A 14,288-nucleotide genomic window follows, 5' to 3' on the forward strand; every position below is an offset into this window, starting at 1 on the left:
GGCCCAATCCCACTATTCGCATCTCCGAAAAGGCGTGCACTACTTGCGTCACCACGCCTGAGTCGAGGTTGTTGTGCAGGATCTGCTTGGCCCATCCCTACTCGAAGCGCTCTTCCGACCGATCTTGATCCATCTCGGCCTCCATGCGCCGCAGGCTGTCGATGTGTCGCTGGCAAGTGGCCTTTCCCTTCTCAATGGCCGGGGCCAAAGAGACCGGCAACAAGTCCGGTAGTAGATCCAGTAGCTCGCAATAGGACTCGAAATCCACGGCAACGGATCTGCTTGGATTCCCACTTCCAAAACGTTGGACGAACTCAAGCAGGACGGCTTCCGGGTTCGGGGCCTGGCGAATCAAGGCCAGCGCGGTATCCGTCCACGTTCGCGGCCCTGAGGGTTCCGCGCGATGGGCGAAGGGCACCAGTGATCCGGCGATGGGGAACCGCCGGGCTGGATCTTCTGCGCACCACGCCAGCAGGTCCTCACAGGACACAGCGCTCAAAGGATTCGGATGGTGGTCATGACTTGGACTTAACAATCGGGCAGCCACATGAAGTTCCTCATCCGATCCCGTGAAGAGCGCATCCAGGACGGCAAGCGGATGCATGCGAAGCAAGGTTCGCATCAGGTTGTCCACGTCACTTGAGTGGAGAAAATGACGATGCCCATCTCGGCGCACATGCAGGGCCAAGCGAACGGCTCCGGGTGCCCCATCTACGCCTTCCAGGCACATCGCCGCCAGTCCGCTGGTATCGTTAAAAATACCACTTGGCCCATCCAACAGGTCGCTGCGGTCAAGCAGTTCAAGACCACAAGAACGCAGCGCGGGGCCAAAGGCGCGGCCCGCCGAACGATCCACGTGAGACCGCATGGACAGCACATCAAGCCCCACCTCCACACCCTCTGGATGCTCGGCGATGTGGAGCAGAAGGCGGCTGAGGTCCTCCTCCGCGACCGTCTCTGTGGCACGACCGCCCGCGAGATCCCGGTAACTCTTGACGTCAACGAGATCCGATTCGAGAGCGCTGATGAGGCGATCCACCCCGATTGTATCCAGGCCGATCGCCGCGTGGAGTAGAGCAAGACTATGGGCCAGAAGGGGGCGCGACAGGGCATCTTCCAGAAGTCTATGCGCCACGGCGCGGTCGTGCCGGGCCAATTGGTCCAGGAACCCACAAAGGATCCGGGCGTCCCGCCCCTCCATGGGTGCGGCACAGAATCCATCGGCCAACAGGGCCCACATGAGGTGGGGATCCTCCGCCCCAGTGGCAATTCCCTGCCCCAAGACCCAGATCCGCATGCCTCCCCGCATTATTTCCGGCAGTAGTTCCGCCAGGGAATCCGGATCGACGGCCACCGTGGCGCTCAGCCGACGAACGATCTCCTCTTGTCGCTCACGGTGTGCTGATCGCGCGTCCACGTCCATCTCGATGTCTTCATAGCCTTCTAGATCCAGACCCGCCTCCCACTCTCCCAAGGCCATGGCGCGAACCTGGTCCGCCAAGCGAGAAGGGCGAAGGGATCGTTCCAGCTCCTGCAGTCTGGCCAGTCGACCGGGCTCCATAGATCCGCCGTGGTGGTGCAAGGTCTCCCGGCAAGCTGCCCAGCCCGTACGCCAGAACCGGTCGCCCGCCAAAGCGAGCATCAAGGCGCAAAGAGGGTCCTGAATGCGTGTCTGCGTCCAGAGATCACGAAAGCGGCTGGCGAGCACCGACATCAACTCCGGGCGTAGTTCCGGCATGGTCCAAGCAAATCGCTCGATCAGAGCCAGCGTCGTGCCGTACCAGTGGTCGATCTCGCCATTCGTCTCTGGCCAGTAGCCGAAGTCGCGCGGCTGTCCACCGAAGGAGTGGGAATGGTGGGACGAGAAGTGGTTGGCCTTTAGGACCTTTCGCAGGGTTTCAAGCCCGAGTCGACGCAGCGGCTCGAACGCCGAACCGAGCAAGCTCTCCACGATGGACAGACGCTGCTCCACGGACGCGTGCGTGCCGGAGAGGATGATCGGGAACAGTGACTCCAGCGCAGTACGGGCTTTTTGCTGGACTCCTTCGTCAGGTTCTTGGGCCGCCATCGCGATGAGCAGTCGACACGCACGCTCAAAGGCCTCCGGATCATAGGCCAACTTGCACAACAGGTCCTGGCTGCCGCTGGCCACATGCCGTTCCATGGACAGCGCCTCGCCGCCCGCCCGCTCCAGCGCCTCCAGGGCCCTCTCCGGAGCGACAGGCGCGATGTTGCGCAGCATGTCCCACTGCTCGTGGTTCAAGGCGCACACGTCGCCAAACCGGCCCTCGGGTTCCAGCCATCCCGCTGTGATCTCCTTGGCCTTCCGGCTGGAGACCAGAAAGGAGAGCCGGTGAGTGAACGACTTGAACAGGCGACCGCTGGACTGGGACTCCAGGCGCTGCAGGATCCGCGCCGTCGGTTTCTCCTCAAGCACCTCCTCGGCCAACTGGTTGGCCAAGGCATGGGGCAACACGGCCCGCCATCCGCCGCGTTGCTGCACCAGGTGTTTCCGTTCAAGAGCCGCCACATGTCCGAACAACTCATCTGTGGATTGCCCGGCCAATGCTGCCAATTGGGGCAGCTCGGACTCCTCGCCTTCAAGGGTCACCCCATCGAAGGAGTACACCAACGCGCACGCCTTGGCGGCATTGTGGAGGTCGGGTTGTTGAGCAGCTCCTTGCCAGAACAACCGGTTGAACAGGTCACGTTGAGCCAGAACCGACAAGGACCTCTCACCCTTGCAGGCCTCTGCCAAGGCTAGGGCAATGCGGGAGTTTCCATCCGACTGGTCGGCGATGGTGCGGGCGTTGACCTCGGAAATTTCGGGGTGGCGCTGGCGGATCAAGATCTCGATCATGGGGCTGGGCAGCCCGCGCATGATCAGGACATCCGTCCCTTCGGGCTCGTCGCCTCGCACGTCGTATTCGATGGTGAGCACGCTGACGCAACTGTCCGGCTGCTTGCAGATCTGGACCAACCGATTGTGTCGATCAGGGCCGCAGTTGTCCAAAAGTAGGATGGCGCGTCGCCGCTCCGCGATCAGGGTCCGCGCCAGCGTCTCCGGGGTCGGGTCGGGTTGTTCCTCCAGATTGGTGTAAGCCACCAGCGAAGCGGGGAGCGCATCCTCGCCGACTCGCTTGTCGAACAGGGCTTCGGCGAAGCGGGTCTTGCCCACGCCGGACAACCCCACCAGACGGACGGCGTGGCCAGGCTGGACCAGGGCACTACGGACCCGGTGGATCCCCTCCAGGGTCGTCAGCGTCCCCTTTCGATCCTCAACTCGTTGAAGGTTGAAGCGGGGCGCCTCGTCCAGCAGGAATCGTGCTTCAGCGTCTCGGCCCGGTTGGCTCCACGAGTCGTAGGGCTGCCAACCCGTCAGCGGGCGCCCAACCTTCGAGCGAACCCAGGCCACCAGCCCGGGGAACTGCCGGATCAGGGTGGCCAAGCGCTGTTGGTCGTAGAACTCCACCAAGAGCTGGTCGTGGTTGAGCAAACTGGCGATGGCCTCACGCATGGCTTGCCGGCGCTCGCGGAGAGCACGAAACGCCAATGAACTGCGTGAGCTGACCATGAGGTAGGCACCGCGCTTGTCCGATAGATCGCGGAGGATTTGCCGGGGAGCTCCATTGGGCGCCATTTCGTCCAGGATGTCGCTCTTGAACATGTTCTGCGCTTTCACCTGGTAGCCCGTGAAGGCGCGCGGAATGAACCCCATCCCGGGACTCCCAGATGCAAGCTCAACACACACGTCCAAGCCGCCGTCGGCGGCGTTCTGGTCTCCGCCATAGGTCACACTAGAAACGGGAAGACCCGCCTGGTGGAGCTCCGCCTCGCAGAGCCTGCCCACCAGATCCCGCAGGGTCACATCGTCCAACGCGGACACATCGTCTTTGGTGACATCGAACATGCCGGCCTCGGTTTTTCGAATGGAAAGTGGAGAATCCTCTGGATGCTGCCAACGGAAGCCGGTTTGGACACCAGTCAGGCCCGAAAATGGCCCAACCAACTGATGGATTTCTGCCGCCGCCCCGCCACGCCCTTTCCATGGACTCGCCGCTGCTTCGCCGGACTCGTTGCGGACGCTTCTGCTTGATCATCAACTCTTTCTTTCGCGATCCAGGCGCCTTTCATAGGACAGCCAGGTGCTGGTCCCGGCCTGGCCGCCCGCAGGCGGCGCTGGCGTCCTCGCAGGCGGGAGAAGAGGCGGCTCGGGGGCCGGATTCTCGACTTCCATTTGGAAGCCCTTGCCCTCAAAAGCCTTCCGTGACCCATTGGTTGGTAGCCGGATTCCAGGTCCGGGATCAGCCGTGATACAACATGAGAATGGGGAAGTTGGTGCAACCGGTGTGCAACGGGGCAAAAAAGAAGGGTCCCGCGCTGGCGGAACCCTTTGATGATCAAATGCTCCAACAGGGACTTGAACCCCGAACCAACTGATTAAGAGTCCGACCCTGAAGATTGTCAGCCCGCGCTGATTCGCGATTCTTCCGTCCGAAACGTTTGATACTCAAAGGCATTTTTTCGACTTTCTCTCGCGCGATTGTCCGCCCGGTCAGCTCATCCGGGGAAAAAGGTGGGACCGGGGTGGGACCAGACGCGTGATACAAGGCTAGTCAGTTAGGCGGGGAGATGCCGACATGAGGCGATTCAGATTTTCCGTCGCAGCTTTGAATGCCCTCACCACGGACAAGGCCCGGGAGTACGTTCACGACGACCAAGTGCCCGCCCTGGCCCTGCTGGTCACCGCATCGGGCGCCAAGTCCTTCTATGTCGAGAAGAAGGTGGAAGGGAAGAAGGTTCAGGTCCGCCTGGGATCCCTTGCGGAGATCACAATCCCGCAGGCCCGGGCCAAGGCAGCGGAGATCATCTCCCAGTTTGCCTCCGGCGACACGCGCCAAGTCGTGCGGCGGCGTCCACTGCCCATGGAGCAGGTGATGGGGGAGTATCTGGCTTTCGCGCAGGAGCATCTGAACGCCAGGACGTTGAAGGAGTACATCCGGCAATGGGAGCGTTACGTCAAGCCCTGGATGGGCAACAAGCCCCTTGCCTCCATCCGAAGGCGCGATGTGACCGCCTTCCACCAGCACATTGGTCAGAACTTTGGACGCCCAACGGCTAATCGGGTGATCGCGCTCCTGCGCGCCGCCATCAACCGGGCCATCCGGGAGCACGAACTGGACCTGCCCAATCCTGCCCGCTCCATCACCTTCTACCGTGAAGAGGGCAGGACGCGCCGCCTGAGCAAGGCTGAGCTTCCTTCCTTCATGAAGGCTGTCGGCGAATACCCGAATCGGACCGTGCGCGACATGCTCTACCTGGCCTTGTTCACGGGCGCGCGCAAAGGGAATCTGATTGCCATGCGCTGGGAGGACATTTCGTTTGAAATGAGCCTGTGGACAGTTCCGGCTGCAAAATCGAAGAGCGGACACGAGTTGCCCGTGGCCTTGTCCAGCCACGCCATGCGTATTCTGACAGCCCGTCGGTCCTTGAGCCCCAGCCCCTTTGTGTTTCCTGGCAATCACGATGGCCACATGGGATCACCCAACAAGGCTTGGATCTGGATCCTTGAGCGTGCCGGCATGCCCGGCTTTCGCATGCATGACCTGCGTCGCAGCCTTGCCTCCTTCCAGATCGATACCGGCACGCCCCTTGAGGTGATCCAGAAAACCTTGGGACATGAGTCCAAGGTCACGACGGAAGTCTACGCGCGGATGGCCATGGGTCCGGTCATGGAAAGCCTGGAGCGTGCGACGGAAGAGATGTTGAAGGGGTGCGCAGGCCTGGATATCGCGAATGGCCTCCCGGAGGAGGTCACAGACCTATGACGTCATTGAAGTGATCCAGCAGGATCAGGCCTGTGACCGTTGAACAACAGAACTGCAGCACATTCGGCGCTCCTTGGCACGTTGGGCACGTCAAACGCTGCCCCCTGCGCCTGTGGAGACCCAAGCGCAGGGGACCGTGGCTATTTTTTGGGGCGAACCGAGAGCGGCTCAAAGATGGCCTTGGCCAGCTTTCACCCTTCTCATGCCTTGTATGCTCACAAGAGCATGTGGAGAACCGCGATGTTGGGTAACATCGGGGCTACGATAAACCCCACCACGATGAATGTGGTAAGCCGAGCGATGCGAAGATCATTTCTCATTCAATCCTCCTTGAATTATGTATAAGGCTGCCCACTCTGGGCCCCTCTGGTATCTACTCCCGAATTCGCTTGTCACGAGAAGTAATTCGCTTTTTCTGACGAGGGTGGCTTGGGCTGTCGCGGATTGGACGACAGCCTAGGCGCCAAAAGGTTAGCCAGCAAACCGCATAAGGGAAAAGTGTAACGCAGGGACAGTAACGCCACAGAAGGTCCAGTCACAGGCCAGGATGATCAGGCCCACGTGTGCCAGAATTCGCCAGTTCTTAAAATCTTTCATCTTACCCTCTTTAAAAAACTATTTTTTTCAACTACCGGTTATTCCGGTATCATATCTATCAATATACGAAATTTTAGCGGCAATGTCAATGGGTTATGTGGAATTCGGTTAACAAACATAAAATTAAAACTTTCAAATTATGGAACTTTAGACTGTTTACCTGGCCTATACCAGACCATTGCCGCGGGTAGATCGTTGCTCCTGAGGGTTCTGTGACGTTAGGCCCGGCTCTGTACGTCTGCCGTATTGTCTCACCAAAAAATTCAAAGCTGAACGGGTGAACACCAAAACTGACTATTCCCTGAATACGCCAAAGGAATACTTCAAGAGACCCGGAAATCAGACAACCATACAGATTGACGACTTGTCTACAATCGGGACAGAACGGTGGGGTTCTGAAGAGCCGCGGGCATTTGCCAATGTGCTGGCGCATGGATACCGGCCCCATTGTTTGGCAGCCGGCCCTTTTGTTCGTCACGAAGTGCCCGAGCGAAGTGAGGAGCACCAGTCGCGTATAACAACTGATAGTCCCATCGGGGCCGCGTGGGATTACACGACCGTATACGGATCAGTAGGTAGGAACTCGACTCCTCTGGGATGCACTGATAGTCAAAGGTTTCCGCCACCGGCGGGACCCTTTTTCGTTTCTGGTCTCCTCTCCGTCTCCCTGGCTCAGCACCCGTCTCTTTCCAAAGGAGACAGGCCCATGGATCCCCACGTCTTTCCACCAATCCACCTTGATCCTGCAAACGAATCCCTGGCACGTCCGCATACATGCCCAGGGCCAATGCCAAGAAGGAGAGTACGTCATGCTGGTAACGTTCAAAATGGTCTCGTGCGAAGGGCACATCGAGGTGACCCTGCCCGTCTGGGAGGCCGTGGAAGAACTCGCGCGCCTCAGCGCCTCAAGCAAGTGGGTCTACATCGATGGTCAATTCTGGAATGGAAAGCCTAATGCCTGCACGGAGACAATGCTCCTAGAAGCCGAAGACATCACCGTGACCAATCAGCTTGCTGGAGGATGAACGCAGGCTATTCTGCGCTTTGCAGGACTTTGACGTAGCGACAGATCCGGACGACGTAGTCCCGCGTCTCCTCCGCGTGCCTGCCCGTGACCCGATGAAGCTCTGCAGCCACTGGCGCCCAGAAATTGGAACTCGCGCCCGGCACGACCATGAGCTGGGCCTGCAGGATGTTGCCCGCGCCGGCGTTGTAGCTGGCCAGGGTTAAGGCCAAACGCTCTTCCAGCGGCCTGGGCGCCTTCCAAATGGCCCACATGCGGGCGTCGTAGTAGATCCCGGCCTGGATGTTGTCCTTCACCAGCCAGGGCGAGTCCACTTCCAACTTGGAGGCGATGCCCTCCCAAGTGCCTGGCATGATCTGCATCAGGCCTTGGGCTCCACACCAGCTCCTCGCCGTCGAATCCAGCCCGCTCTCGGCGATGGCCTGGGCCTTCCACCAACGCCAGTCGAAATCCGCCCCGAAGTAGCGCTTGGAGTACTTCTGGAAGTGGGGATCGAACCGGGTGGTCCAGGGCAAGGCTTGGCCGACCAGGAGGAGCCCCACGACCAGAGTGACCAAGATCCAGTGCGAGGACCACACTCGGCCCGTGTGCCCAGCTCCCATCAGTTCAGGCCCGCCGACACCAGGTGGGCGCAGAAGAGCAGCAGCACGCCCGCCAAGATGGCCGCGGCCACGTTGCCCTTTCGGATCTCCGGGATGAAGTCGATGCCCGGGAAGAGCCAGCGGTCGGTAGCCTTCCACAAGCCCACGGCCAGAAAGATCATCAGAGCCGTGTAGCTCAGGTTCACCGCGGCCGCGCGCACCAATTGCTCGAACATGGGTCCCTCCTACAAGCCAAAGCCGATCTGCAACACCATCGAGCCCAGCAGCACGCCCCACAGATCCACCGCCACATCCGACCAGGAACAGCCGTCCGCCCGCAGCAGATGGTCCCGCCAGTCCCTGTAGGGCTCTTCGAACCAGAGGGGTTTGATGCCATCCGCCACCTCCCAAAGGACGCCCAAAAGCAGAGCCAAGCCAGGTCCCCAGAGATCCGGACGCGCGGTCCCGGTCCACCTCATCATCAGCCACAGCACCACGCTCAGGCCTGCGCTTCCCAGGAAGTGCGTCCAGGAATGCCGGTCCAGTACTGCCTTGCCGTTGAATCGGAAGGGCTGCCCAGCCAGGACGAACAGGGTCTTGATGTGCTCCGGCTGCTCCATTCGTCCCCCTTAGAAAGCCTTGAAGACGTAGACACCCACGGCCCCGGCTCCTGCGGAGACGGATGCACCCCAGGGATCCAGTCGGGCGCCGGCCAGCACTCGCGGGTGACCATCCTGAACGCCCAAACCGGCCAGCAAGTGGAAGCGGTCCTTCCACATCAGCTCCCGCGGCTGAACGGCCAGGGTGACGCCTGCCGACACCGCCGGGCTGCCAGTGCGCGTGATGGCCCTCCAGCCTTCCTCGCCCTCCACCAGGTCGATGTCCACGCGGCTGCGGACCTGCAGCGCATCCAGCCGGACGGCCAGGCTGGGCAGCCAGCCCGGGCCGGGCTGGTCCAGGGCCACCAGCCCGGCCATATGCACGCCCTGCAGGCTGTCGCCCTGATCCAGGACGAATGGCACCTCGTAGCGGGTGAGGCCGGAGTCCGCCGGCGCGCTGCGCATCTCTCCCAGCTGGACGTGGGCCTGGGCCAGTTCCACGTCCCGCAGATCCAGCATCATCTCCAGAGTGAGTTGGGTACGCGTGGCCGCCTTTAGCTCGCGCGTCAGGCGCCGGATGCTGGCATCCCGCTCCAGCAGGATGCCCTCCAGCCCGCGCGTGACGGTGGTTGAATCGTCCACTTGGACAGGCACCTCGGCTTGGGCAGCGGCATTCAGCGCAGCGCCGGCGTTTGCCTGGGCCTGGTGGACACGCCACTCCTGCCAGCCTAGAAGGGTCAAGACAGCAGCCAACCAATAGGGCCACGTCTTCATGCCGCACCCTTCAGGTGCAGGCGCCGGATCTCTCCCACTTCAGTCTCCAAGCGTGACAGGGAGGCGGCCTGGCCAGCCTGCGTGCCCGCCACCTGGGCCAGGGAGCCCTCGATACGCCCCAGGCTCTGTTGGATCTTGGCCTGGGTCTCCACGTAGATGCGTAGCGTCGTTTCCGTCTCCACCTGCTTCATGCGCAGGTCGTCGAGGCGCTGTTGTTGGTCGTCACGCATCATCTCCAGGCGGCCTTCTTGTTCGCGCCGCAGTTCAGACAGCCGGTGGGCATGATCCTCGCGAAGGGCCGTCAGCTCGCGCTCGTTGCGCATGCCGCGGTCGCTGATGGGCTTGATGATGTAGGCCAGCACAATGGTCACCAGCAGCGTGACCGCCCCGAAAAGCCAGCCGCCCCAGGTCGCCAGTCCGCTTTCACCCAGCATGTCCGACTCCTTCCAGCAAGCCCCTCACGTAAGCGTCACCTCTGTCCCCGCCCCATTCATGGCGACCGCGCCATTGCGCACGTAGATACCCTTGGTCGCCCCGCCCGTCACGGCGAACCACTCGCCGTCGTCCACCTGGAGCTGGGTTGGCATGGACGTGAAGGAACGCAGCCGGACCTTGCCGGCCGTGGCATTGAGGATCTTGCCCGTGGGAAGCGTGGCCGTTGAGCCCGAGGCGGTGAGGATGCCGCCCGAGACCCTGGTCAGGCTGCTGACGCTGCTAGCCAGCTGCGTGGCGCCCACCGCGCCGGAAGCCAGTTGGGCGCTGCCCACCGCGCCGGTGGCGATCTTGGTGGACGAAACGGCCCCATCGGCGATGTTGGCCGCCTCCACGCCGTTCTTGTCGATCTGCTTGGATCCCACCGTGTCCAGCAGGGCCAGCGATCCCCGATTCTTGATGGAGGGCGATGCCAGGTTGAGGTCGCCACCCGCCAGATTCCCCGCCTTGATGCGGGCGTAAGTGGCGCCGTCGGCGATGGCGTCCAGCGTGGTCCCTTCCACCAGGAGACTGGGCGTCCAGGCCGGCAACCACTCGCCCGGTGCCGCCTGCACGGCGTCCACATAGGCCACGCCGATGGCCGTGCCGGCCCCGTCGGTGATGCCGAAGCGTAGCCGCACAAAGCGCGTGCCGGCGGGCAGCGTGCTCTTCTTCAGCTGGGCCATGTACTGTGTGAAGTCTGTGGCCAAGCCGGCATGGTCGGCCCATACAACCTCCGAGCCCAGGTCGGTGCCCAGCACGCTGAAGCAGTGGACCTCCGCCTTCAGGCTCGCAGCACCCGTGAAGGCCTCGCCCGACACCCAGCAGGAGAGCATGAGAGACGTGGCGAAGTGCTGCACGTCGATGGCGTTGGACCATCCGCACCAGAAGTCGGCACCCAGCGCCTCGATGCGCATGGTGTAGCCGCCCAGGAAGACGCGGTTGGTGGACTGGGTGGCGCTTCCCGTGGCCATTACACCCAGGCTCCGGTCTCGAAGGAGCCGTTGATCACCAGGTTGACGGTGGAGAGCTCTGAAAAGACGCCGGCATCCACCTTGTCGCGCGTGACGGCTCCGGTGGCGAGCTTGGCCACCGTCACGGAGTCCGTTGCCAGCTGGTTCGTTCCGATGGCCCCGGCTGCTACATGGCCAGCCCCCACGGCGCCAGAGGCGAGCTTGGTGCCTGAGACCGCGCCATCCGCCAGACGGTCCGTGGCCACGGCTCCAGGAGCGAGCTTGGCGGTTCCCACCGCCCCATCGATGAGCTGAGTTTGCCCCACGGCCGCACTGCCGATCTTGGCCTGGGTGATGGCCGCATCGGCGAGCTTGGTGGTGCCGACGGAGGCGTCGGCCAGGTTGCTGGAGCCCACGGCCGCCGCGCCCAGCTTGGCTCCCGTGACCGCCCCGTCGGCCAGTTTGGCGCTCGTCACGGCGCTGGCGCCCAGCTCCGTCGACCCCACTACACCTGCCGCGATCTTGCCGCTAGTCACCGCACCCGTGGCGATCTTGCTGGAGCCCACCGACCCATCGACGATCTTGGCTGCGGAGACAGAGCCGTCCGAGAGCTTCGTGCCCGTCACCGCTCCCGTGGCCAGCTTGCCGCCCGTCACCGCCGCATCCTGCAGGGCGCCCTCGGCCACCTTGGCCGCACCAATGAGGCCCTGAGCCGTCACCACCGTGGAGCCATCCGCCAGATGCACCAGGGGCGTGCCGCTGCCCAGGGCGATGGAGCCGTCCGCTTGACGCTGCAGGGCGTTGGAGGTCAGCTTGCCCAGTGAGGCCGTGTCCGCCGCCAGGCGCGTGTTGTCCACGGCACCCGTGGCAATCTTGGCCGTGGAGACCGCAGCATCGGCCACCTTGGCCGTGGTGATGGCCGCCGCGCCCAGTTTGTTCGTCGTCACAGCGCTGTCGGCGAGCTTGGTCTCGGTGACGGCGCCGGTGCCCAGTTTGGTGTCCGTGACGGCCCCGTTTCCAAGCTGCTGGGGCCCCACGGCCGAGTTGGCCAGTTTGGTCTGCGTCACCGCCCCGTCGGCGATCTTGGGGTAGGTCACCGCGCCGTCGGCGATGGATGACTGGGCCACCTTGCTGGGCGCGATGTTGCCGCTCGAGTCGGTCAAGTCCATCAAGCGCCGTGGTGGGTTGACGGGCGAGTTCCACTCGTCCGTGCCCTTCATCTCCCAAATGGTGTTGGTGATGTTGGGATCCGCCTCGCCGGAGATGACCGCCTTCTTCACCAGGGCATTACGGCCCAGGGCCCCCACCGTGTTGCGCCGGCTGTAGAGGACCTTGAACTGGGTGACGCCCGCGGCAGGCTGGGCCGAGAGCTTGACGAAGACCGTCGAGAGCGGCACCGCTCCGCCGTCGTTCATCCACCAGCCCGCGCCCAAGCCGGAGCCGGTCTGCGCATCGCCCGGCGTGACTGACGTCGTGCCGTTCTGGTTCAGGCAGATGCCCGTCACGGTGACCGGATTGCCACCGGCGTCGAGCAGGTCGCCGCCGGCCGCGTTCAAGAGGTCAAAGAGCCCGGCCAGGGAATCACCGACCTCGCCGATGTTGATGGCCGCGCCGGCCGCCTGGTAGCCCAGGCGGTAGGTGTAGACCCCGCCGCCCGCGCTGTGGATGGACGCTACCGGGATGCCGTCGTCCTCATGGGGCTCGGCGATGGCCCGTGCGTGCAGGGCCGCGGCGTTGCGGATGGCCGTGTCCACGACCGTGCCGTCGGAGGCCTTCAGGTCCGAGGTCACCTTGCCCGAGGCCGTGTCGATCAGGACCCGCACGCCGCCCGGCGCGCCGGCATCCTCCTGCACCAGATTGCCCTTCACCCGGCCGTCCGTGCGCAGGGCGGCGAGCTTGCCCTGTGAGGCGGAGTCCAGCTTGGTTTCGGGCAGGATGCCGTCGGCGATTTTCGATGGCAGGTCGATGCGCGCCAGGTTGGTGTTGGGCAGCTCGCCCACCACCTTGGTGACTAGGTTCACCGAGCCGTCGGCGATCTTGGTCGTGCCCACCGCCCCATCGGCCAGCTTGGGATTCTCCACCGCTCCGTCCTGGATGGAGCCGGGCGTTACCTGGCCACCGGGATTTACATCCTTGACGCGCCTGTAGACCACGCCGTCCGACACCAGATCCAGCGAGTCCTGCTCTTTCAGGCCGTAGGGCGTCCAGTGGGTAGGAAAGGAACCCTGCTCGGCCTTGACCGCGTCCACATAGGCCGTGCCCGACGCCAAGGCGCCGTCCCAACCGAAGGAGAGCTTGAGGAAGGCCGTGCCGAGCGGCAGCTCGCCCGCGTCCCCCAGCTTGGTCATGTCGAAGGAGCGCCAGTAGCGCGTGAATTGGGTCTCGCCCGACTGGGTCAGCACGGTCCAGTCGAGGCTCGCCAGGGGCGTCAGGTCGGCGAGGTAGGGCGTGACCCGGGCGTAGAAGGTGCCGGCATTCCGCAGATGCATGCGCATGTAGGCCGAAACGCAGGCCTTCGTCAGCCCGCGCAGGTCGATGTAGTTGACCTTGCTCAGGTCCGTCGCCACCGGGCCGCCCTGGGCCTGGATCTTCATCGAGTAGCCACCAAACACCGAACAGTCGCTTGACCGCGTGATCAGTTCCATCTCGTCCTCCTACCAGACACGTTCTTCGAACGAACCGCCCCATTGCAGGTTGGCCGCGTTGTCTCTCTCATCCTCGCCCGTGGTAGCCACGAGGCTGCGGCTGTAGCCCCGGTAGCGCCCCTCCACAGTCTCCTGCCGCACGCGGAAGGCGTAACTGGTCCCTCCCAGAAGACCAGTCACCACCAGCCGGCGCGCTTGGAGGTCCCGGGTCTCGGCAACGTCCCGCCAAACCGGGCTGCCTGCAGCTTGGGCTTGGGCCACCACCCGATGCCCCGCAAAGCCGTCCGCCGGGTGCGTCCAGGCGAGCTCCACGTCCAGGCCATCCGCCACCGCCGAGAGCAGGATGACGGGCGGAGGTACCACGTGCTCCAGGCGCCGTCGGAACGTGGACCGATCCCCCACGTCGATGGAGAGCCGGGACTGGTTCACCAGGTGCAGAGGTCGGAACAGGAGGGCGTAGTTGGAGTCGCGCAGGCCGCCCAGGCTGAGCACGCCCGTCTCCGGGATGGTGCCCGTGCGAACGAGCAGGCCATGCTGCCGGCCGCCCCGGTCCACCAGGAACAGATTGTCCTGGAGGACGAAGACCGCGCCGACCGGCAGGCCGCTCTGGACCAGCGTGGCCATCACGCACTCGCCTGCAGCTCTTCCAGGGTCTTGACGACCGTGGTGAACTGCTCCTGGGTGGGCGCCTCAGCCAAGAGCCGCTGGATCTGGAAGACCTGCTCTTCCAGGTCCGTGGCCATGCGGTCACGCTCCACTTCGAAACGGGATCGATCCTGACTGCGCCGGCGCGCCAGGATCTGGGCCAGGGTCTCG

Annotated in this window: 12 protein-coding genes; 2 read left to right on the forward strand and 10 right to left on the reverse strand. The window is 63.4% G+C overall.

Going from position 1 to position 14,288, the window contains the following annotated elements; all coding sequences use genetic code 11:
- Nucleotides 1-97: 97 nt before the first annotated feature.
- Entirely contained in the window at nucleotides 98-3,910 is a 3,813-nt protein-coding gene (locus WC326_15485; protein ID MFA7332471.1) for a hypothetical protein, read from the reverse strand.
- 730 nt (nucleotides 3,911-4,640) lie between these two features.
- Between WC326_15485 and WC326_15490 the strand changes: the two genes are divergently transcribed.
- On the forward strand, nucleotides 4,641-5,828 hold the full coding sequence (locus WC326_15490) for a tyrosine-type recombinase/integrase (GenBank protein ID MFA7332472.1): 1,188 nt from the start codon (nucleotides 4,641-4,643) through the stop codon (nucleotides 5,826-5,828).
- 1,406 nt (nucleotides 5,829-7,234) lie between these two features.
- The gene (locus WC326_15495; GenBank protein ID MFA7332473.1) at nucleotides 7,235-7,450 is read left to right on the forward strand and encodes a hypothetical protein; all 216 of its coding nucleotides are present in this window, start codon (nucleotides 7,235-7,237) and stop codon (nucleotides 7,448-7,450) included.
- A 7-nt stretch (nucleotides 7,451-7,457) separates the two neighbouring features.
- Here WC326_15495 and WC326_15500 read toward each other — a convergent pair whose 3' ends face one another.
- The 9 genes from WC326_15500 to WC326_15540 all read right to left on the reverse strand — a co-directional run.
- On the reverse strand, nucleotides 7,458-7,964 hold the full coding sequence (locus WC326_15500) for a transglycosylase SLT domain-containing protein (protein ID MFA7332474.1): 507 nt from the start codon (nucleotides 7,962-7,964) through the stop codon (nucleotides 7,458-7,460).
- Between the two features lie 86 nt (nucleotides 7,965-8,050).
- Entirely contained in the window at nucleotides 8,051-8,266 is a 216-nt protein-coding gene (locus WC326_15505) for a DUF350 domain-containing protein (GenBank protein MFA7332475.1), read from the reverse strand.
- 9 nt (nucleotides 8,267-8,275) lie between these two features.
- Nucleotides 8,276-8,650, reverse strand: a complete 375-nt coding sequence (locus tag WC326_15510) for a hypothetical protein (protein ID MFA7332476.1) — start codon at nucleotides 8,648-8,650, stop codon at nucleotides 8,276-8,278.
- 9 nt (nucleotides 8,651-8,659) lie between these two features.
- Complete coding sequence (locus WC326_15515) at nucleotides 8,660-9,403, reverse strand: hypothetical protein (GenBank protein MFA7332477.1); 744 nt, start codon at nucleotides 9,401-9,403, stop codon at nucleotides 8,660-8,662.
- A complete protein-coding gene (locus WC326_15520; protein MFA7332478.1) occupies nucleotides 9,400-9,837 on the reverse strand; it encodes a hypothetical protein in 438 nt (145 codons plus the stop codon). The genes WC326_15515 and WC326_15520 overlap by 4 nt, the downstream gene beginning before the upstream one ends.
- Before the next feature lie 24 nt (nucleotides 9,838-9,861).
- Nucleotides 9,862-10,848 carry a hypothetical protein gene (locus WC326_15525; protein ID MFA7332479.1) on the reverse strand — a complete coding sequence of 329 codons (987 nt, stop codon included), beginning with the start codon at nucleotides 10,846-10,848 and terminating at the stop codon, nucleotides 9,862-9,864.
- Nucleotides 10,848-13,472 carry a hypothetical protein gene (locus WC326_15530; GenBank protein ID MFA7332480.1) on the reverse strand — a complete coding sequence of 875 codons (2,625 nt, stop codon included), beginning with the start codon at nucleotides 13,470-13,472 and terminating at the stop codon, nucleotides 10,848-10,850. Before WC326_15530 ends, WC326_15525 begins: the two co-directional genes overlap by 1 nt.
- A 9-nt stretch (nucleotides 13,473-13,481) precedes the next feature.
- Nucleotides 13,482-14,096, reverse strand: coding sequence for a fibronectin type III domain-containing protein (locus tag WC326_15535; GenBank protein ID MFA7332481.1), 615 nt, complete (start codon nucleotides 14,094-14,096; stop codon nucleotides 13,482-13,484).
- On the reverse strand, nucleotides 14,096-14,288 hold a 193-nt coding region (locus WC326_15540), incomplete at its 5' end, for a hypothetical protein (protein MFA7332482.1). The genes WC326_15535 and WC326_15540, both read right to left, overlap by 1 nt.

Source organism: Candidatus Delongbacteria bacterium, assembly GCA_041675285.1.
GTDB lineage: Bacteria > CAIWAD01 > CAIWAD01 > CAIWAD01 > CAIWAD01 > CAIWAD01.

What these genes read in the sequence shown, in the direction of transcription:
- WC326_15485 (MFA7332471.1), bottom strand. Translation starts at nt 3,910, where the DNA reads ATGTTCGATGTCACCAAAGACGATGTGTCCGCGTTGGACGATGTGACC.
- WC326_15490 (MFA7332472.1), top strand. Translation starts at nt 4,641, where the DNA reads ATGAGGCGATTCAGATTTTCCGTCGCAGCTTTGAATGCCCTCACCACG.
- WC326_15495 (MFA7332473.1), top strand. Translation starts at nt 7,235, where the DNA reads ATGCTGGTAACGTTCAAAATGGTCTCGTGCGAAGGGCACATCGAGGTG.
- WC326_15505 (MFA7332475.1), bottom strand. Translation starts at nt 8,266, where the DNA reads ATGTTCGAGCAATTGGTGCGCGCGGCCGCGGTGAACCTGAGCTACACG.
- WC326_15510 (MFA7332476.1), bottom strand. Translation starts at nt 8,650, where the DNA reads ATGGAGCAGCCGGAGCACATCAAGACCCTGTTCGTCCTGGCTGGGCAG.
- WC326_15515 (MFA7332477.1), bottom strand. Translation starts at nt 9,403, where the DNA reads ATGAAGACGTGGCCCTATTGGTTGGCTGCTGTCTTGACCCTTCTAGGC.
- WC326_15520 (MFA7332478.1), bottom strand. Translation starts at nt 9,837, where the DNA reads ATGCTGGGTGAAAGCGGACTGGCGACCTGGGGCGGCTGGCTTTTCGGG.
- WC326_15525 (MFA7332479.1), bottom strand. Translation starts at nt 10,848, where the DNA reads ATGGCCACGGGAAGCGCCACCCAGTCCACCAACCGCGTCTTCCTGGGC.
- WC326_15530 (MFA7332480.1), bottom strand. Translation starts at nt 13,472, where the DNA reads ATGGAACTGATCACGCGGTCAAGCGACTGTTCGGTGTTTGGTGGCTAC.
- WC326_15535 (MFA7332481.1), bottom strand. Translation starts at nt 14,096, where the DNA reads ATGGCCACGCTGGTCCAGAGCGGCCTGCCGGTCGGCGCGGTCTTCGTC.